The following is an 18,646-nucleotide window of genomic DNA, read 5'->3' on the forward strand; positions in this document are numbered from 1 at the left end:
CGATCGTCGGAGGGCGCAGCCCGGAGGCGTGAATCGGCGGGGGTCATTCGCGGCCTTCCAGCCGCGGACCGCGGCGGCGCGTCAGCGCGAGCAGCATCCCCATCCCCAGCGCGATCGCCAGCACCGACGACCCGCCATAGGAGACGAAGGGCAGGGTCATGCCCTTGGTCGGGATCAGGTGCAGGGTCGAGGCCATGTTGACGAAGGCCTGCAAGCCGAACTGCGCCAGCAGCCCGGTCGCGGCGAGCACCACGAACATGTCGCTCTCGGCCATCAGCCGCCACAGCCCGCGCACCACGATGAAGCCGAACAGCAGCAGGATAACGGTGCAGATGACGAAGCCGAATTCCTCCCCCGCCACGGCGAAGACGAAGTCGGCATGCGCGTCGGGCAGGGCATTCTTGACCCGGCCCTCGCCGGGGCCGCGGCCGAACAGCCCGCCATAGCCGAAGGCCTCCATCGACTTGGTGATCTGGAAGGTGTCGCCCGCGGCGGGGTCGAGAAAGCGGTCCACCCGGCTGCGCACATGCGGCAGGACGAAATAGGCGCCGATCGCCAGGCCGACGCCGCCGGCGGCGCAGACGCCGACCAGCAGCAGGTTCAGCCCGGCGACGAAGAACTGCGCCAGGAAGACCGCGACGACGACCATCAGCATGCCGAAATCCGGCTGCGACTTCAGGATGACGGCGATCACTGCCAGCAGCAGCAGCGCGAGGCCCGGCCACAAGACCTGGGGGTGCAGCAGGCCGATGCCCTGCGGGCGGCCCTCCGCCAGCCGCGCCGCGGCGGCATCCTTGCCCAGCGCCATCAGCCAGGCCGTCACCACGGCGAAGCAGGGCTTGAGGAATTCTGAAGGCTGCATGGTGCCGAGCAGCGGGATGATCAGCCAGCGCCGGGCGCCCTTGGTCTCGAACCCGATCACCAGCGTCGCCGCGGTCAGCACCAGGGCGCCAAGGCAGCCCAGCAGGGCGAAGCGCCGCACGCCCTTCGGCGAGAGCAGCGAGACGATCACCATCAGCGACGCGGCCAGCCCGAGGAAGACCACCTGCTTGGCCAGCAGCAGCGAGCGGGACGAGGTGCCGATGACGCGCTCCGCGACCGCCGGCGAAGCCGCCAGCATCATCACGTAGCCGAAGCCGATCAGCGCCAGCAGCGCCGCCAGCGTCCAGCGGTCGATGGTCCACCACCAACGGCCGATGGTGGAATTGTCGGCCCGGCTGATCGCCATCAGGCGGCCCTCCCCTGCGTCAGGGCGGTGACGAGGTCACGGAAGCGGTCGCCACGCGCGTCGTAGCCGGTGAACTGGTCCCAGGAGGCGCAGGCGGGCGAGAGCAGCACCACCGGCGCGCCGCCGGCGAAGGCGGCGGCGGCGGCGGCGGGCAGCGCGGCGTCGAGCGTCCCGGCGATCTCGTGCGGCACGCCATGCGCGGCCAGGGTTGCGGCCAGGGCCGGTGCGTCGCGACCGATCAGCACGGCGCGGGCGATGCGGGGGAAGAAGGGGGCGAGGCTCTCGATCCCGCCCTCCTTGGCCTCGCCGCCGGCGATCCAGACGACGCGGTCGTAGCTGGCCAGGGCACGCGCCGCGCTGTCGGCATTCGTCGCCTTGCTGTCGTTGACGAAGGCGACGCCGCGGATCGTGCCGACCCGCTCCTGCCTGTGCGGCAGGCCGGGGTAGCTCCGCAGGGCTTCGGCCACCGCCGCGCGCGTGAGACCAAGGTCGAGCGCGCAGGCCGCGGCAGCGGCGGCATTCTGCGCATTGTGGCTGCCAGGCAGGCTGGTGGCCTCGCCCAGGTCGAGCAGCGGGCCGGACTCGTCCTGCAGCAGCGGCCCCACGGCCCAGACGCCGCCTGGCTGGAACGATTCGCCCGAGATCGGCACCAGCCGGCCGCACGCGGCGCTGCGCAGCGCGCGGCTGCCCGCGTCGTCCATGCCGAGCACGGCGAGGTCCGCCGGCCGCTGCCCCGCGAAGACCCGAGCCTTCGCGGCGGCATAGCCGGCCATGTCGCCATGCCGGTCCAGATGGTCCGGCGATAAATTCAACATTACCGCCGTATTGAAGCGAACCGTTACGAGTCTCTCCAACATGTAAGACGACATTTCGAGGGTGTAGAGACCGCCATCACACAACATGTTGAGCGAAAGGGCCGCAGGGCCCAGGTTTCCGCCGACCTCGGACGCAATGTTCCCATGTCGAAGCATATGGTGCAGCAGCGCCGTGGTGGTCGACTTGCCGTTGGTGCCGGTGATGCCGACGAAACGGGCAGCCGAGCCTGCCGCCCGGACGGCGCGGTACAGATATTCGACGTCGCAGAGGATCGGGCGGCCCGCGGCCCGCGCGGCAGCCGCCGCCGGATGTACGCGGGGCAGGAGATGCGGGATGCCGGGGGAGAGCAACAGCGCGTCCCAGCGGAAGGCGCCCTCCGCCGGATTCGCCACCGCCAGTCCCGCGGCTTCCGCTGCGGCGCGGCCTTCCGGCCGGTCGTCCCAGCAGGTGACCTCGGCGCCCCAGTCGGCCAGCCGGCGCGCTGCGGGCAGGCCGGCGCGGCCGAGGCCGACCAGGGCGATGCGTTCGCCGCAGAAGGGTTGGAAATTGCTCATCGGATCTTCAGCGTCGACAGGCCGACAAGCGCCAGCACCATGGCGATAATCCAGAACCGGATCACGATGGTCGGCTCCGCCCAGCCCTTCTTCTCGAAGTGGTGGTGCAGCGGCGCCATCAGGAAGACGCGCCGTCCGGTTCGCTTGTACCAGAAGACCTGGATGATGACGCTGACGGTTTCGACCACGAACAACCCGCCGACGATCGCCAGCACGATCTCATGCTTGGTCGCCACCGCGACGCCGCCGAGCGCGCCGCCCAGCGCCAGCGACCCGGTATCGCCCATGAAGACGGCGGCCGGCGGCGCGTTGAACCAGAGGAATCCGAGCCCCGCGCCGACCAGCGCGGCGAGGAAGACCGCGAGCTCGTTGGCGCCGGGGACGGCGTGCAGCTGCAGGTAATCCGCCAGCACCCGGTTGCCGACGAGGTAGGCGATGAGGGCAAAGACGCCGGCGGCAATCATCGCCGGCACGATCGCCAGCCCGTCCAGCCCGTCGGTCAGGTTCACCGCGTTGGAGGCGCCCATCATCACCACCATCCCGACCAGCGGGAAGGCGAAGCCGAAGGGGATCAGAACCTCCTTGAATACGGGCACCGACAAGCCACCGGCGATCGCGGGCGGATGCAGCCACCAGACCCAGATGGCGGCGACCAGGCCGATGCCGGCCTGCACCGCCAGCTTCATCCGGCCGGAGACGCCCTTGGTATTGCGCTTGGTCACTTTCAGCCAGTCATCGGCGAAGCCCAGCAACCCATAGCTGACCGTCACCAGCAGCACCGCCCAGACCAGGCCGCTGCGCAGATCGACCCAGAGCAGCGTGGACAGCACCAGGGCCAGCAGGATCAGCACGCCGCCCATCGTGGGCGTGCCCTTCTTGGTCACCAAGTGGCTCTGCGGCCCATCGTCCCGGATCGGCTGGCCGCCGCGTTGGAAGCCGCGCAGCCAGCGGATCACCGCCGGGCCCAGCACCAGGGAGAAAACCAGCGCCGTCAGGCAGGCGGCACCCGCGCGGAAGGTCGTGTACCGCACCAGGTTGAACAGTGCGAACTCGTCCGCATAGGGCGCGAGCAGGTTGAAGATCACGTCACAGTCTCCGTCAGCGCCCGCACCACCAGCGCCATACGGCTGCCCAGCGCACCCTTCACCAGCACCACGTCCCCTGGACGCAGCGCCTCCCGCACGATCGGCCCCAGCGCAGCGCTGTCCGCCGCATGCGCGCCCCGCTTCGCCGCCGGCAGCAGCGCATAGAGCCGCGCCATCTCCGGCCCGCAGCAGAAAACCACGTCCGCCTTGCCAGCTTCCGAAGCGAGACCCGCATGCAGCGCGGCGGAGAACTCGCCCAACTCGCGCATGTCGCCCAGCACCGCCACGCGTCGTGCGCCGGGCCGCTGCGCCAGGGTCCGCAGCGCCGCCCGCATCGCCGGCGGCGCGGCGTTGTAGCTCTCGTCCACCAGCAGGGCGGTACCGCCCGGCACTGCGATCTCGCGCGGCGCGCCACGGCCGGCACCCGGCGCATAGGCCAGCAGCGCCGGCGCGACACGCCCGGCGTCGTGCCCCAGCGCCTCGACCAGGGCCAGCGCGCAGCAGGCATTCTCGGCATGGTGCAGGCCCATGGCCGGCATGGTGACCTCGACCAGCCGGCCGCGGATGCCGACCAGCAGGCGGGTGCGGCCGTCGCGCAGGATGCTGGCCTCGGCCAGGCGGACCTCGGCGCCGGGGTCGCGGCCGAAGCCGATGATGCGGCCTGCCCCGGCGGCCCGTGCCATGGCGGCGAGCCGGCCGAAGAACTCCGAATCGCGCGGCAGCACCGCGGTGCCGCCCGGCACCAGCCCGGCGGCGATGCTGCCCTTCTCGTCGGCCACCGCCTCAAGGCTGCCCATGTGGCCGATATGTGCCTCCCCGATCATCGTCACCGCGGCGGCATGCGGGCGGGCGAGGCGGGCGAGGGGCAGGATCTCGCCCGGATTGTTCATGCCGATCTCGATGACGGCGAAGGCGGCGCTGGCCGGCATCCGGGCGAGGGTGAGCGGCACGCCCCAGTGGTTGTTGTAGGACGCGGCGGCGGCGTGGGTCGCACCGATCGCGCCCAGCAGCAGCCGCAGCATCTCCTTGGTCCCGGTCTTGCCGACGCTGCCGGTGACGGCGGCGACCTGGCCGGCGCAGCGGGCGCGGCCGGCGACGCCGAGCGCGGTCAGCCCGGCCAGCGTATCCGCCACCCGCAGCAGCGGCGCCTCGGCCGGCAGGCCGGGCATGTCGCGGTCCACCATGGCCGCCGCCGCGCCGGCGGCCAGCGCATCGGCGACGAAGTCGTGCCCATCGCGCAGGTCGCGCAGCGCGACGAAGAGGTCGCCGGGCGCCAGGGTCCGCGTGTCGATCGAGATGCCGGTGACGGGGGCGGCGGGGGCAAGGTTCCCCCCGGTCGCGGCGCGCAGGGCCTCGGCGGTCCAGAGGCTCATGCCAGCCCCCCGACCAGGTCGCGGACCACCGCCGCGTCGTCGAAGGGCGTCGTCACGCCATGGATGGTCTGGCCGCTCTCATGCCCCTTGCCGGCGACCGCCAGCACGTCGCCCGGGCGCAGCGCGGCGAGGGCCGCGGCGATCGCCGCGCGGCGGTCGCCGGCATCGATGCCGCCCGGGCAGCCGGCCAGCACCGCGGCGCGGATCGTCGCCGGGTCCTCGGAGCGCGGGTTGTCGTCGGTCACCCAGGCGCGGTCGGCATGCGCGGCGCAGGCGGCGCCCATCAGCGGCCGCTTGCCGGGATCGCGGTCGCCGCCGGCGCCGAAGACCACGTGCAGCGCGGCGCCGGGCGCCACATGCGGGCGCAGCGCCGCCAGCAGCCGCTCCAGCGCGTCGGGCGTATGGGCGTAGTCCACATAAGCGGCGGCGCCGTTGGGCAGCCGGGCGGCCAGCTCCATGCGGCCGCGCACGCCGGCGAGGCGCGGCAGATGGGCGAGGGCCCGCGCCGCCGGCATCCCGGCGGCGATGGCCAGGGCCAACGCCATCAGCGCGTTGTCGGCCTGAAAGCGGCCGGGCAGGGCCAGCCGCACCACCTGGCGGGTGCCGAAGGCGTCCAGTTCGATATCCTGGCCGTCCGGCAGCGGCCGCTGCGCCTGCAGCCGGATGTCCGCGCCGGCTTCGCCGACCGTGACCAGCCGCAGCCCGCGCGCCGCGGCGACGGCGCGGATCGCCGCCAGCGTCGCCGCATCCATGTCGGCATTGGCCACCGCGGTGGCGCCCGGCGGCAGCAGCGCCGCGAACAGCCGCAGCTTGGCCGCCCGGTAGGCCTCCATGCCGCCGTGGTAGTCGAGGTGGTCGCGGGTCAGGTTGCTGAAGCCGGCCGCGGCCAGCCGCACCCCGTCCAGCCGACGCTGCTCGATCCCGTGCGAGGAGGCCTCCAGCGCCGCATGGGTGATGCCACCGCGGGCCAGCGCCGCCAGCTGGCCCTGCAGCGCCACCGGGTCGGGCGTGGTCAGCGAGGGGCCGGGCGGGAAGCCTTCCGCCAGCAGTCCCAGCGTGCCGAGCGAGGCGGCCCGCGCGCCGTCCAGCGTCCAGAGCTGGCGGAGGAAATCCACCATGCTGGTCTTGCCGTTGGTCCCGGTGACGGCGACCACCGTCTCCGGCTGCGCCCCGGCCTCGGCCGCCGCCAGCAAGGCCAGCGCCCGGCGCGGGTCGGCCACGGCGAGCAGCGGCCGCGCCGGGACCCCGGCCGGCCAGGCGGTGCCCTCCGGCGCCAGCACCGCCGCGGCGCCCTGCGCCACCGCCTGGCCGATGAAGCCGCGGCCATCGGCCTGCGTGCCCGGCAGGGCGGCGAACAGGAAGCCGGGCCGTACCGCCCGGCTGTCGGCCGTCAGCCCGGCGATCTCCACCGCGGCGCCCGCGGCGGCATCGAGCCCGGCGCGGCGGAGGAGGTCATCGAGGCGCAAGGCCGGCCTCGTCCGACGGGGCCGGGAAGGCGACGAGCCGGAAGGCGGCCGGCAATTCGGTGCGGCGCAGCGCCGGCGGCGGTGGCACGGCCGGCACCGCCGGAACCGGCCGCATCGGCGCGGCCGGCGGGCTGTTGGCCTGCGCGTTGGCGCGCGGCGCGGCCGGCGGCCGGGTCGGGGTGCCGGCCGGGCGGCCCGGCTGCAGCGGGATGGCGATGGTCTGCTGGATCTGCGGGATGCGGTCGGTCTCCGGCACCATGCCGAGGATCGGCGCGACCCGGCGGATCACCGCGCCCGCCGCCGGCGCCGCGACCCAGCCGGCGGTCGCATAGCCGTGGCTCTGCGCATTCGGCTTGGGCTCGTCCACCATGACGTAGATGGCGTAGCGCGGCTGGTTCATCGGGAATGCGCCGACGAAGGCAGCGACCCGCCGGTCCTTCAGGTAGCCGCCGCGCGCCGCCGACTTCTCCGCCGTGCCGGTCTTGCCGCCGACGAAGTAGCCGGCGACCTCGGCACCCTTGCCGGAGCCGTCGGTCACCACCAGCCGCATCAGCTTGCGCATGGTGTCGGAGGTCTTCTCCGACAACACCCGCGTGCCGTCCCGCGCCACGCCGTCGGGCTGCGCCACGATGGTCGGCTGGCGCAGGATGCCGCCATTGGCGATGGCCGAGACGGCGTTGACGACGTGCAAGGGCGTCACCGAGATGCCGTGGCCGAAGGCGACGGTCATGGTGTTGATGTCGCGCCAGGCATTGGCCGAGGGCGCCAGCGGCCGGGCGGTTTCCGGCACTTCGAGGCCGAGCCGGTTCAGCATGCCCATCCGCGCCATGAATTCGCGGTGCCGGGCCGGCCCGACGCCCATCGCCATGTGCGCGGCGCCGAGGTTGGAGGAATAGGCGAGCACTTCCGGCAGCACCAGGGCGCGGTGCTTGCCCTTGTAGTCGCTGATGGTGAAGCGGCCGTAGCGGATCGGCTTGGAGGCGTCGAAGCTGCTCCAGATATTCGCCGTGCCGGCATCGAGCGCCATCGCCGCGGTCAGCAGCTTGAAGGTCGAGCCTGGCTCATACAGGCCGACGGTCGCGCGGTTGAAATGCGGGTCTTGGTCCGGCCGTGCCGTGACTGGCGTCGGGGCGCGGGCGGCGACCTGGCGGATCGGCGATTCCGCGTCCGCCCGCTGCTGCAGCCCGCCGGGGTCGGAGGCGTCGTAGTCGGGCAGGCTGACCATCGCCAGCACTTCGGCGGTGTTGATGTCGAGCACAACGCCGGCGCCGCCGACGCCGTTGAAATCGGCGATCGCCTTGTCCACCGCCTCCCGCAGCGCGACCTGGACGCGAACATCGACCGACAGGCGCAGCGCCGCATGGTCGGCGCGCAGCCGCTCGTCGAAATGCTTCTCGACCCCGGCGATGCCGTGGCCATCGACATCGACCTGGCCGAGCACGTGCGCCGCGGCGCGGCCCTGCGGGTAGAAGCGGCGCTCGGCGGCACGGAAATGGAAGCCGGGGATGCCGAGGTCGTTGATCGCCTGCTGCTGCCGCGGCGGCAGGTTGCGGGCGATATAGGCGAACTGCACCGGGCGGTCGCTGTCGCCCACGGTGCGCTGGCTGATCCGGGCGATCAGCCTTTCGCGGTCGAGCCCGGGTAGCACGCGGCGCAGTTTGTCGGCGGCGGCGGCCGGGTCGTTGATCTCCTGCGGGTTGGCGTAGAGTTCGGTCACCTGCAGGGAGACCGCCAGCACTTCGCCGTTGCGGTCGGTGATCGGGGCACGGCCGATGGTCGGCGAGCCGTCCGGCACCCGCGCGGCGGCGCGCAGCTTCGGCTGCAGCGGGTCGATCACGGTGGCGACCGCCAGCTTCAGGCCGACCGCGCCGAACAGCAAAGCGAAGCCGCTGGCGGCGATGACCAGCCGCCCGCGCGTGGTGTCGAGCTGGGCGCGGCGGGCGAGGTCGGGTCCGCTGACCCGCACCAGCGTGCGCGAGGCCGAATGGGCCGGGCCGCTGCCCATGGGCAAGGGCCGCCCGGCTGGCGCGGCATGCGGGGAGGGCGGTGGGCGCAGGTCCTCGCGGTCGAATTCGAGGTTCACCGCAGGCCACCCCCCAGGCTGGCGGCATTGGCGGACCCGAAGGGCACCGGCGGCGCCAGCAACGGCCGGCTGCTGCCGAGCGCGGAGCCGAGCGAGATGGCCGGCGCCTCGGACAGGCGCGGGGCCGGGGCGGTGGCGACCTGGGTGACGGCCGGGCGCGGGGTCGGGGCCGGTGGCGGCGCGGCGCGCGCGACCAGCGCGGGCGCGGCCATGGCGGGGCGCGGCGCGGCGACGGATGGCAGCGCCGCCACCTCCGGCGCCTGGCGCGGCGCCGGGCGGGCCACGACGAAGCGGGCGGGCGGCGCGATGCGCGCAGGCTCGACCGGCGCCGGCCTGGCTTCACGCACCGGCTCGCGCCCGATGTCACGTGCCGGCTCCCGGACGACGAGCACCGGCGGTGGGGCGGGGCGGGGTTCGGCGACGGGCTTCGGCGGTGCGTCCGGCAGCGCCAGGATGACCGGGGCACTGACGGCCGGCGGGGCTATGGGCGCGGCGACCGGCGTCGGCGGGGCGGGCGGCGGCGGCACGGCACGCGCCAGCTGGACCGGGTCCGGCACCCGCGGCAGCAGGGCGAGGGCGACGGGGCCTTCGGGCGCCACCGGCAGGCGTTCGGCGAACAGCGCCGTCGGGCCGTCATAGGCGGCGAGCATCGGCAGTCGCCGCTCGGCCTCGTTCAGCCGGAGGAATTGCGTCGGCTGCATGGGTTCCAGCTGCAGGTGCCGCTGCGCCACGCCGCGCAGCCGCTCCGGCTCGTTCAGCCAGGCCCATTCGGCCTGCAGCGCCTGGCTGCGGTCGTTCGCCTCGTCGATCTGCCGGGCGATGCCGCGCAGTTCGCGGTCGAGCAGCGCGACCTCGTGCTTGCTCTGATAGAGGTGCAGCCCGGCGAAGGCGGCGGCGAGGAAGGTGCAAAGGCTGAGCGGGCGGAAGATCATGCGGCGTCCCGTGGCTCAAGGCGTTCGATGGCGCGCAGCCGGCTGCTGCGGGCGCGTGGATTGGCATGGGTCTCGGCCTCGCCGGGGCGCAGCGGCCGCGGCGTCAGCAGGCGGAAATCGGCGGCCGGGCCCTTCGACATCAGCGCGCCGGGATCGTGGCGGGAAGCGCCGCCGGCCCGGCCGGTGCGGCCCGCCATGAAGCGCTTGACGATGCGGTCCTCCAGCGAGTGGAAGGCGACGACCACGAGCCTGCCGCCCGGGGCGAGCAGCGTCGCCGCGGCGTCGAGCCCGCGCTCGACCTCGCCCAGCTCGTCGTTCACCGCGAGGCGCAGCGCCTGGAAGCTGCGCGTCGCGCGGTCCATGCCGGAGGGATCGCGTGGGGTGACGCTGCGGATGATGGAGGCGAGCCGGCCGGTCGTGACGATCGGCGCCTCGGCGCGCGCGGCGACGATGGCACGCGCGATGCGGCGCGAATGGCGCTCCTCGCCGAGGGTGAAGAGGATATCGGCCAGGTCCGAATCGTCCAATGTATTCACGAGATCGGCGGCGGACTTGCCGGCCTTCTCCATGCGCATGTCAAGCGGCCCGTCGCCGCGAAAGGAGAAACCGCGTTCCATCTCGTCGATCTGGAATGAGGAGACGCCGAGATCGAGCACGACGCCGTCGAGCGCTGCGACGCCTGCGGCCGCGAGCAGGTCGAGCATTTCGCCGAAGCGCCCTTCCAGTAAATGAAGGCGCCCGGCGTAGCGGGCGGCCAGCGCGGCGCCGCGGGCGATCGCATCGGGGTCGCGGTCGATGGCGTAGAGCGTGCAGCGCGCCGCTTCGAGGATCGCGGTCGCGTAGCCGCCGCCGCCGAAGGTGCCGTCGCAATAGGTGGCGCCGTCGCGCGGCGCCAGCGTCGCCAGCACCTCGGCCAGCAGGACCGGGACGTGGCCGCCAGTGGGGGTGTCGGGGTGCGTGTCGGTCATACGTCGCCCCCCTCGTCCTCGGCTTCGAGCCGGGCTTCTTCCTCGGCCAGCCGGGCGGCGGACCAGATCTGGAAATAGGCGCCGAGGCCGGTGAACTGGATCTCGCCGTCGAGCCCGGCCTTCTCGGCCAGCTCCTTCGGCATGACGATCCGGCCCTCGCCGTCCGGGCGCAGCGTGTGGATGCGGGCGACCAGCTTGCGCATGATCGACTGGTATTCGGCGGAGAGTTGGCTGAGGCCTTCGACGCGGCGTTCTACCTCGGCCATGTAGGCCGGCTCCGGCCAGACATCGATGCACGGGGCATGGCGGGACGGCCGGAGGATGATCTCCTCCGCGCCGAGGCGGGCCAGGCTGGCGCGGAAGTTGGCCGGCACCGAGATGCGGCCCTTCTTCGCGTCAAACGTCCCACCAAATGTCCCCGCAAATCCGGACATCGCCCAGTGACCGCCCCCCCGGGCCAACGGCGCCCCCGCCGGATCAGCGGCCGGCGGGGCCCCCCGACCCCGCCGACTCGCCCGACCACCCCGTTCCGGACCACTCGCCCCCCCGAGCGTCTGGGTCCTTCACGGGATGCCATGGGATAGCACGCCATAGCCTGGGACGACAAGGGAGAATGCCGTTGCGAGTCACTAAGCTTTCTTGGTGAAGGCTCGGATTCTTAGAGGTTTAGCTTGAAGACTCGCCACAGGTTCAGGAAAGGGTCACTTGTCAATGGTATCCGATCAAAGTTGCCAGGTTGTTCTTTGAGCGGCTCAAACATGCCGCGGCAATCATGCCGCGGCCATGCTCGGAAAAGTGCGCCAGGTGGCCGGTAAGCCGGGTTCTGTCCATCTCCGGCAAGCCGGATATGGGACGACCATTCCTCTGGGGCATGCCTCGCGGCGTGCCTCACGCGGCCAACCCGGGTGGTGGGGCGGGAAGGCCCTCGCGTCACGCTCCCGAAGGAACGCCGCCGACCACCCCTATTCGGCCTTGCTCCCGGTGGGGTTTACCATGCCGCCCCCGTTGCCGGGGGTGCGGTGCGCTCTTGCCGCACCCTTTCACCCTTACCCGTGGACCTTGCGATGCACGGGCGGTCTGCTCTCTGTGGCACTGTCCCTGAGGTCGCCCTCGCCGGCCGTTAGCCGGCACCGTTTTCCCGTGGAGCCCGGACTTTCCTCCAGCCCCGCCTTGCAGCGGGGACCAGCGGTCGTCTGGCCACCTGACGCGGCGGTGTCATGCGCAGGGCCAGCGCGCCGCGTCAACGCCGCAGGGGCCGCGAATCGCGCCGTTACGCGCCTGTTGCCGCGGCGACGGCAGCGAGACGGGCCAGCGTGCCGGCATCGGCCACGCCATCCACCCGCGCCGGCCGCCAATGCCGCTGGAAGGCGGCGAGCAGGACATCGAGCGGCAGGTCCGTCCGGTAGCCGATCGCGGCGAGCAGCGCCGCCGCCTCGCCGGCCGGCGCCGCGGCCTCGGCCGGCCACAGGCCGACGCCGTTCGCCGCCAGGCCCTCCCAGTCGAACAGCTCGCCCGGGTCCTGCTTGCGGTCGGGGGCGATGTCGCTGTGCGCGACCACGTTGATCGCGGGGATCGGGTGGCGCGTCAGGATATCGAGGCATAGGTCGCAGACCGCGGCCATCTGCAGGGCGGGGAAGGGGCGGTAGCCCCAGTCGTGCCCTGGATTGACGATCTCGATACCGATGCTGCGGCCGTTCAGCGCGTCCATGCCGCGCCAGTGGGAGACGCCGGCATGCCAGGCCCGCCGCATCTCCGGCACCAGGCGGAAGACGGCGCCATCCTCCTCCACCACATAGTGTGCGGAGACCCTGGCCGCCGGGTCGCGCAGCCGGGCGATCGCCTCGACCCCTGTGCGCATGCCGGTGTAATGCAGCACCAGCACGTCGATCGGCAGGCCGTCCTCGCGGTCGTCGTGGTTCGGGCTTGGCGTATCCCGGACGCGAAGGCTCACAGCTTGCGCTCGCGCTTGACCCTGTCCCAGGCGGCGTTGATCTCGGCCACCTTGTCGGTGGCCCGCTTGACGAATTCCGGCGGCACGCCGCGCGCCGCCAGGCTGTCCGGGTGATTCTCCCGCATCAATTGCCGCCAGGCCTGGCGCAGCGCGTCGTCGCTGGCGTCGCGCCCGACGCCGAGGACCGCATAGGGGTCGGGGCCCGACTGCGGCGCCGCCGCGGCCGAGGAGTACTGCTGGGTCCGCCCGTCCCGCGCCCGTTCCCAGGCCGGCGCATCCAGGCCGAAGCCCAATTGCACCTGCTGCAGGAAGGCCACCTCCGACTTGGTCAGCGGCCCGTCGGCGCGGGCGATCTGGAACAGCGCCGCCAGCACGTCCTCCAGCATTCCCTTGTTGTCCTGGAAGGACTCGCCGAGCCGCTTGGCGAAGGGCCGGTGGTCGTCCGCCGAGTCGCGCGCCTGGTCGAACAGCTCGCCGACCTCGCGCAGGCTTTCCGGCGGGATGCGGAACAACCGCTTGAAGGTGTCGATCTCCGGCCGCTTCACCGGCCCGTCGCATTTGGCCAGCTTGGCGGCCAGCACCACGACCGAGATCGCGAAGACCTGCTCCTTCGAGCCCAGCATGGCGGCGACATCGGCGGCCTGCCGCGCCGAGGGGCGGCCGAACACGCCACCCATGGCACGCCCACCGCCCGCATCCGCGGCATGGCCCAGCGCCGCGCCCATGACGGCGCCCAGCGGCCCGCCGGTCACGAAGCCCGCCACGCCGCCGATGATCTTGCCCCAGAGGCTCAATGCGTGAATCCCTTGCTGGCTTGGGCTTACCACGCCGGGCGCCCGGCGGGGGAGGGGGCACGCGCCCGGGCGTTCACGCCGGGCCGCGATCGGCTCTAACCTCCCGGGCAGAAAAGAAGGGGAACCGCCATGACGCTGTCCTTGCGCCCGCTGCATCCGGTCTTCGCCGCCGAGGCTTCGGGTATCGACCTGCGGCGGCCGCTGGGCCCGGCGGAGATCGATGCGGTGGTCGCGGCGATGGATCGCCATGCCGTCCTGTTGTTCCGCAACCAACCGATGTCGGAGGACCAGCAGGTCGCCTTCGCCACTCAATTCGGCCCGCTCAACCCCGGCCTGAAGCAGATCGGCCGGCAGCATGAAAGGATGTCGCAGCACGCGCTGATCGACATCTCCAACCTCGGCTCGGACGGCAAGCCGCTGGCGCGCGACGCCAAGAAGATCGTCAGCGGCCTGGCCAACCAGCTCTGGCACTCGGACAGCAGCTTCCAGGCGCCGGCGGTGTCCTATTCCATGCTCTCGGCGGTGCGGCTGCCCTCCTGGGGCGGGGAGACCGAATTCGCCGACCTGCGCGCCGCCTGGGACGCGCTGCCGCAGCGGCTGAAGGACCGGGTGCGGGGGCTGCAGGCGGAACACTTCGCCCTGCATTCGCGGATGACGCTGCTGGGCGACACCGACTACACGGCGGAACAGCAGGCCGCCTTGCCGCCGGTGGTCTGGCCGCTGGCCCGGGTGCATCCGGGCAGCGGGCGGACGGCGCTGTTCGCCGGCATCCATGCGCGGCGCATCCTCGGGATGGGGGTGGCGGAGGGGAAGATGCTTCTGCTCGACCTGCTGGAGCACGCGACCGACAAGGCCTGGCGCTGGCGGCACGAATGGCAGCCCGGCGACCTGCTGATCTGGGACAACCGCTGCACCCTGCATCGGGGGCGGGCCTATGACCTGGACGAGCCGCGGGAGCTGCGGCGGACGACGAACGACGAGGTGCCGCGGGCGGCGTAGGAAAAGGGAATCTGGGAAGACGTCCTTCTCCCCGTTGGACGCATGCGTCCGACCCCGCATCCATTTTTCCGGGTTTGCCGGCTGCCAAGCCCACAAAAGCAGGAAGGCGGAGGAGGTCTGTCCCCCCGTCTTGCTTCCTACAGCGTCGCTGCAGCGCGCGATGCCGCGTCGTAGAAGCCCGACAGCGTCCGCAGCAGCGCCGCCACCGCCGACAATTCCGCCGCCCCCGGCCCGCCCTGGCCGACCGGCGCCGCCACCAGCCGCTCGCGCAGCGCGGTGTAGCGGGCGCACAGCGCCGCGCCTTCCGGGGTGATCGCCACCAGCTTCACCTTGCCTGCGCGGCCGGTCTTCACCAGCCCGGCCGCGGCCAGCTTGCGGATCGCGTAAGTGGCGATGTGGGTGTCCTCAATCGCCAGGGCGAGCAGGATCTCCGCCTGGCGCTTCGGCCGGTCGCGGTGCTGCACGGTGTGCAGGATCAGGACCTCGGTCGGCGACAGGCCGGGCTGCCCGGCCGCCGCGGCGCACAGCACCATCCAGCGCTGGAAGGCGTGGCCGGCCAGGATCAGCCCGTACTCGACCTCGGACAGGCCAGGGGAGGCGCCGGCGGCGAGATGGGCGGAGGATACGATGGGACCAGGGGGCGTCCGGGACTTCGGCATGCGGGGATCTCCTGCACCGCGACGTTGACAAGATACCGATAAATCGTCAACGAATTACCGGCGATGCAGCCCCGGCCTTGCGCCCGCGGCCCGGCATTGCGATGACGCGAGCGGGCGGAGGGTGCGATGAGCGGTTCCTGGCAGTTCTGGATCGATCGCGGCGGCACCTTCACCGATATCGTCGCGCGCGACCCCGCGGGGCGGCTGACCACCGCCAAGCTGCTGAGCGAGAATCCCGGGCGCTACCGCGATGCGGCCGTGGCCGGCATCCGGCAGATCCTCGGCTTGGCCCCCGGCGCCGCCATCCCGCCCGGCACGATCGAGGCGGTGAAGATGGGCACGACGGTGGCCACCAACGCGCTCCTGGAACGCAAGGGCGAGCGCGTGCTGCTGCTGGTCAACCGCGGCTTTGCCGACCTGCTGCGGATCGGCAACCAGGCCCGCCCGCGGCTGTTCGACCTGAATGTCCGGCTGCCCGACCTGCTGCACGAACGCGTCGCCGAGATCGGCGGCCGCGTCGCGGTGGACGGGGAGGAGATCGAGCCGCTCGACGAGGCCGCGGCCCGCGCCGCGCTGCAGGAAGGCTTCGACGCCGGCATCCGCGCCGTCGCCATCGCCCTGATGCATGCCTGGGCGCATCCCGGCCATGAGCTCCGCCTGGGCGAGATCGCCCGGGAGCTGGGCTTCCCGCAGGTCAGCCTCTCCCACCAGGCCAGTCCGCTGCCGCGCATCGTCCCGCGCGGGGATACCACGGTGGTGGATGCCTACCTCTCGCCGATCCTGCGCCGCTACGTGGAACAGGTCGCCGGCGAATTGCCCGGCGTGCGGCTCTATTTCATGCAGTCCAATGGCGGCCTGGCCGAGGCCGGGTCCTTCCACGGCAAGGACGCCATCCTGTCCGGCCCGGCCGGCGGCATCGTCGGCGCCGCCCGCACCGCCGGGATGGCGGGCCTGACGAAGATCATCGGCTTCGACATGGGCGGCACCAGCACCGATGTCGCGCTCTATGCCGGCGAGTTCGAGCGGGCCTTCGAGACCCTGGTCGCCGGGGTGCGGATGCGGGCGCCGATGATGGCGATCAATACCGTCGCCGCCGGCGGCGGCTCCATCCTGCATTTCGACGGGGCGCGCTACCGGGTCAGGCCGGACAGTGCCGGGGCGGTGCCGGGCCCGGCCTGCTACCGCCGCGGCGGGCCGCTGACAGTGACGGATGCGAACGTCATGGTCGGCAAGATCCAGCCCCGGCACTTCCCGAGCCTGTTCGGGCCCCAGGGCGACGCGCCGCTGGATGGCGAGGTGGTGCGGGAGAAGTTCGCGGCGCTCGCGGCCGAGATCGCGGCCGCCACCGGCATGCAGCAGGACCCGCGCGCGGTGGCCGAGGGCTTCCTCCGCGTCGCCGTCGCCAACATGGCGAATGCCATCAAGCAGGTCTCCATCCAGAAGGGCCACGACGTCACCCGCCACGCCCTGCAATGCTTCGGCGGCGCCGGCGGCCAGCACGCCTGCCTGGTGGCGGACGAGCTGGGCATGGAGACCGTATTCATCCACCCCTTCGCCGGCGTGCTGAGCGCCTATGGCATGGGCTTGGCCGACCAGACCGCGATCCGTGAGGGCGCCGTGGAGGCGCCCTTCACCGCCGGGTCGATCGAGGGCCTCGCCGCAAGGCTCGACGCCCTGGCGGCCGAGGGTCGCGCCGAGCTGCTGAAGCAGGGCGCGCCGGCCGACCGCATCGCCGCTGCCCGGCGCCTCCATCTGCGCTATGCCGGCACCGACAGCTTTCTGCCCGTCCCCTTCGGCGACCACGCATCGGTGCTGGAGGCCTTCACCGCCGCCCACCGCCAGCGCTTCGGCTTCGCCACGCCGGAACGCCAGGTGGTGGTCGAGGCCTGCATCGCCGAAGTCACCGCCGCCGGCGAGGCGGTGGCGGAAGCGAGGCTGGCCGCCCGCCCTGCCGGCCAGGCGCCCGCCATCATCGATACCGTCCCGCTGTTCACCGCCGGCGCGGCGGCCGAGGCCCCGGTCTTCGACCGCGACGCCCTGCTGGCCGGCGACCGGCTGCCCGGCCCCGCCCTGATCCGCGAGGCCAATGCCACCACCGTGGTCGAGCCCGGCTGGACCGCCGAGGTGACGCCGCTGAACCACCTCATCCTCCGCCGCACCACGCCACGCGCGGCGACGCGGGTGGACGCGACCGGGCGCCCCGACCCGGTGATGCTGGAGCTGTTCAACAACCTGTTCATGAGCATCGCAGAGCAGACCGGCGCGGTGCTGCAGAACACCAGCCTGTCCGTCAACATCAAGGAGCGCCTCGACTTCTCCTGCGCCGTCTTCGACGCGACCGGCGCGCTGGTGGCCAATGCCCCGCATGTCCCGGTGCATCTGGGCGCCATGGGCGAGAGCGTCCGCACCGTGATCCGCGAGCGCGGCAAGACCTTGCGGCCGGGCGACGTGGTGGCGTTGAACAACCCCTACAACGGCGGCACCCACCTGCCGGACGTCACCGTCATCACGCCCGTCTTCGACGCCGCCGGGGCGGAGATCCTGTTCTTCCTCGGCAGCCGCGGCCACCATGCCGATATCGGCGGCCTGACCCCCGGCTCCACCCCGCCGGTCTCCCGCACGCTGGAGGAGGAGGGGGTCGTCATCGACAACTTCCTGCTGGTCGAGCAGGGCCACCTGCGCGAGGCCGAGTTCCGCGCCCTGCTGGCCTCGGCGACCTACCCCGCCCGCAGCCCGGACGTGAACGTCGCCGACATCAAGGCCCAGGTCGCGGCCAACGAGAAGGGCGTGCAGGAACTCCAGCGCGCGGTCCGCGACTACGGGCTGGAGACCGTCCGCGCCTACATGCGCCACGTCATGGACAATGCCGAGGAGAGCGTCCGCCGCATCCTCGACCGGTTGCAGGACGGCGCCTTCGAGACCACCATCGACGACGGCACGCCGCTCAAGGTCGCGGTCCGCGTCGACCGGCCGAACCGCCGCGCGATGATCGACTTCACCGGCACCGGCCCCCAGCGCCCGACCAATTTCAACGCCCCCGCTGCGGTCTGCCGCGCCGTGGTGCTCTATTGCTTCCGCGCTTTGGTGGGGGAGGAAATCCCGCTCAACGACGGCTGCCTGAAGCCGCTCGAGATCGTGGTGCCCGAAGGCACCTTCCTCTCGCCGCGCCCCGGCGCCGCGGTGGTCGCCGGCAATACCGAGGTCAGCCAGATGACCTGCAACGCCCTGCTCGCCGCGCTCGGCGCCTGCGCCTCGGCCCAGGCCACCATGAACAACCTGCTGTTCGGCGACGCGATCTACCAATATTACGAAACGGTCTGCGGTGGCGTCGGCGCCGGCCCCGGCTTCGACGGCTGGGGCCCGGTGCAGACCCACATGACCAATACCCGCATGACCGACCCGGAGATCCTGGAACTGCGCTACCCCGTCCGCCTGGAAGAATTCTCCATCCGCCGCGGCTCCGGCGGCGCCGGGCAGTGGTGCGGCGGCGACGGCGCCCGGCGGCGGATCCGCTTCCTCCACCCGATGCAGGCCGTGGTCGTCGCCTCTCGCCGCAACGTCGCGCCGCACGGGCTGCGCGGCGGCGCCGATGGCGCGCCCGGCCGGCAATGGGTGGAGCGCGCCGACGGCAGCATCACCCCCATCCCCGGCAATACCGGCAGCGCCCATCTCGCCGTCGGCGATACCCTGGTGCTGGAGACGCCCGGCGGTGGCGGCTGGGGCTCCCCTGGCTGACGC

General features: G+C 72.6%; 14 protein-coding genes and 1 other RNA gene. 2 read left to right on the forward strand and 13 right to left on the reverse strand.

Features of this window, described 5'->3' with window-relative positions:
• Positions 1 to 43 precede the first annotated feature (43 nt).
• The 12 genes from ACFQS7_RS17275 to ACFQS7_RS17330 all read right to left on the reverse strand — a co-directional run bounded on the left by ACFQS7_RS17275 (position 44) and on the right by ACFQS7_RS17330 (position 13,250).
• Positions 44 to 1,228 (reverse strand): FtsW/RodA/SpoVE family cell cycle protein, encoded by a 1,185-nt coding sequence (locus ACFQS7_RS17275; RefSeq protein ID WP_380068348.1) that lies wholly within the window; start codon positions 1,226 to 1,228, stop codon positions 44 to 46.
• Positions 1,228 to 2,598, reverse strand: coding sequence for a UDP-N-acetylmuramoyl-L-alanine--D-glutamate ligase (murD, locus tag ACFQS7_RS17280; protein WP_380068349.1), 1,371 nt, complete (start codon positions 2,596 to 2,598; stop codon positions 1,228 to 1,230). The genes ACFQS7_RS17275 and murD overlap by 1 nt, the downstream gene beginning before the upstream one ends.
• Positions 2,595 to 3,683 carry a phospho-N-acetylmuramoyl-pentapeptide-transferase gene (gene mraY, locus ACFQS7_RS17285; RefSeq protein WP_380068350.1) on the reverse strand — a complete coding sequence of 363 codons (1,089 nt, stop codon included), beginning with the start codon at positions 3,681 to 3,683 and terminating at the stop codon, positions 2,595 to 2,597. Before mraY ends, murD begins: the two co-directional genes overlap by 4 nt.
• Positions 3,680 to 5,056, reverse strand: coding sequence for a UDP-N-acetylmuramoyl-tripeptide--D-alanyl-D-alanine ligase (murF, locus tag ACFQS7_RS17290; RefSeq protein WP_380068351.1), 1,377 nt, complete (start codon positions 5,054 to 5,056; stop codon positions 3,680 to 3,682). The genes mraY and murF overlap by 4 nt, the downstream gene beginning before the upstream one ends.
• Positions 5,053 to 6,522, reverse strand: a complete 1,470-nt coding sequence (locus ACFQS7_RS17295) for a UDP-N-acetylmuramoyl-L-alanyl-D-glutamate--2,6-diaminopimelate ligase (protein WP_380068352.1) — start codon at positions 6,520 to 6,522, stop codon at positions 5,053 to 5,055. The genes murF and ACFQS7_RS17295 overlap by 4 nt, the downstream gene beginning before the upstream one ends.
• Positions 6,509 to 8,605, reverse strand: a complete 2,097-nt coding sequence (locus ACFQS7_RS17300) for a peptidoglycan D,D-transpeptidase FtsI family protein (RefSeq protein WP_380068353.1) — start codon at positions 8,603 to 8,605, stop codon at positions 6,509 to 6,511. Before ACFQS7_RS17300 ends, ACFQS7_RS17295 begins: the two co-directional genes overlap by 14 nt.
• On the reverse strand, positions 8,602 to 9,537 hold the full coding sequence (locus ACFQS7_RS17305; RefSeq protein ID WP_380068354.1) for a hypothetical protein: 936 nt from the start codon (positions 9,535 to 9,537) through the stop codon (positions 8,602 to 8,604). Before ACFQS7_RS17305 ends, ACFQS7_RS17300 begins: the two co-directional genes overlap by 4 nt.
• A complete protein-coding gene (rsmH, locus tag ACFQS7_RS17310) occupies positions 9,534 to 10,505 on the reverse strand; it encodes a 16S rRNA (cytosine(1402)-N(4))-methyltransferase RsmH (protein WP_380068355.1) in 972 nt (323 codons plus the stop codon). The genes ACFQS7_RS17305 and rsmH overlap by 4 nt, the downstream gene beginning before the upstream one ends.
• On the reverse strand, positions 10,502 to 10,939 hold the full coding sequence (locus ACFQS7_RS17315; protein ID WP_380068356.1) for a division/cell wall cluster transcriptional repressor MraZ: 438 nt from the start codon (positions 10,937 to 10,939) through the stop codon (positions 10,502 to 10,504). Before ACFQS7_RS17315 ends, rsmH begins: the two co-directional genes overlap by 4 nt.
• Positions 10,940 to 11,301: 362 nt before the next feature.
• Positions 11,302 to 11,710, reverse strand: an RNA gene (rnpB, locus tag ACFQS7_RS17320) — RNase P RNA component class A.
• 65 nt (positions 11,711 to 11,775) lie between these two features.
• The gene (locus ACFQS7_RS17325) at positions 11,776 to 12,456 is read right to left on the reverse strand and encodes an N-acetylmuramoyl-L-alanine amidase (protein ID WP_380068357.1); all 681 of its coding nucleotides are present in this window, start codon (positions 12,454 to 12,456) and stop codon (positions 11,776 to 11,778) included.
• Positions 12,453 to 13,250 carry a TerB family tellurite resistance protein gene (locus ACFQS7_RS17330; RefSeq protein ID WP_380068358.1) on the reverse strand — a complete coding sequence of 266 codons (798 nt, stop codon included), beginning with the start codon at positions 13,248 to 13,250 and terminating at the stop codon, positions 12,453 to 12,455. Before ACFQS7_RS17330 ends, ACFQS7_RS17325 begins: the two co-directional genes overlap by 4 nt.
• A gap of 129 nt (positions 13,251 to 13,379) precedes the next feature.
• Here ACFQS7_RS17330 and ACFQS7_RS17335 point away from each other — a divergent pair, with 129 nt between their 5' ends.
• The gene (locus ACFQS7_RS17335) at positions 13,380 to 14,249 is read left to right on the forward strand and encodes a TauD/TfdA dioxygenase family protein (protein ID WP_380068359.1); all 870 of its coding nucleotides are present in this window, start codon (positions 13,380 to 13,382) and stop codon (positions 14,247 to 14,249) included.
• 137 nt (positions 14,250 to 14,386) lie between these two features.
• Here ACFQS7_RS17335 and ACFQS7_RS17340 read toward each other — a convergent pair whose 3' ends face one another.
• Positions 14,387 to 14,908, reverse strand: a complete 522-nt coding sequence (locus tag ACFQS7_RS17340) for a winged helix DNA-binding protein (RefSeq protein ID WP_380068360.1) — start codon at positions 14,906 to 14,908, stop codon at positions 14,387 to 14,389.
• A gap of 126 nt (positions 14,909 to 15,034) precedes the next feature.
• On the opposite strand from ACFQS7_RS17340, the gene ACFQS7_RS17345 reads away from it, so the two are divergent.
• Positions 15,035 to 18,643 carry a hydantoinase B/oxoprolinase family protein gene (locus ACFQS7_RS17345; protein ID WP_380068361.1) on the forward strand — a complete coding sequence of 1,203 codons (3,609 nt, stop codon included), beginning with the start codon at positions 15,035 to 15,037 and terminating at the stop codon, positions 18,641 to 18,643.
• Positions 18,644 to 18,646 lie beyond the last annotated feature (3 nt).

Origin of the sequence: Dankookia sp. GCM10030260, assembly GCF_042666655.1 — a bacterium.
Classification (GTDB): domain Bacteria; phylum Pseudomonadota; class Alphaproteobacteria; order Acetobacterales; family Acetobacteraceae; genus Paracraurococcus.

What these genes read in the sequence shown, in the direction of transcription:
- rsmH (WP_380068355.1), bottom strand. Translation starts at nt 10,505, where the DNA reads ATGACCGACACGCACCCCGACACCCCCACTGGCGGCCACGTCCCGGTC.
- ACFQS7_RS17315 (WP_380068356.1), bottom strand. Translation starts at nt 10,939, where the DNA reads ATGTCCGGATTTGCGGGGACATTTGGTGGGACGTTTGACGCGAAGAAG.
- ACFQS7_RS17335 (WP_380068359.1), top strand. Translation starts at nt 13,380, where the DNA reads ATGACGCTGTCCTTGCGCCCGCTGCATCCGGTCTTCGCCGCCGAGGCT.
- ACFQS7_RS17340 (WP_380068360.1), bottom strand. Translation starts at nt 14,908, where the DNA reads ATGCCGAAGTCCCGGACGCCCCCTGGTCCCATCGTATCCTCCGCCCAT.
- murF (WP_380068351.1), bottom strand. Translation starts at nt 5,056, where the DNA reads ATGAGCCTCTGGACCGCCGAGGCCCTGCGCGCCGCGACCGGGGGGAAC.
- murD (WP_380068349.1), bottom strand. Translation starts at nt 2,598, where the DNA reads ATGAGCAATTTCCAACCCTTCTGCGGCGAACGCATCGCCCTGGTCGGC.
- ACFQS7_RS17275 (WP_380068348.1), bottom strand. Translation starts at nt 1,228, where the DNA reads ATGGCGATCAGCCGGGCCGACAATTCCACCATCGGCCGTTGGTGGTGG.
- ACFQS7_RS17345 (WP_380068361.1), top strand. Translation starts at nt 15,035, where the DNA reads ATGAGCGGTTCCTGGCAGTTCTGGATCGATCGCGGCGGCACCTTCACC.
- ACFQS7_RS17305 (WP_380068354.1), bottom strand. Translation starts at nt 9,537, where the DNA reads ATGATCTTCCGCCCGCTCAGCCTTTGCACCTTCCTCGCCGCCGCCTTC.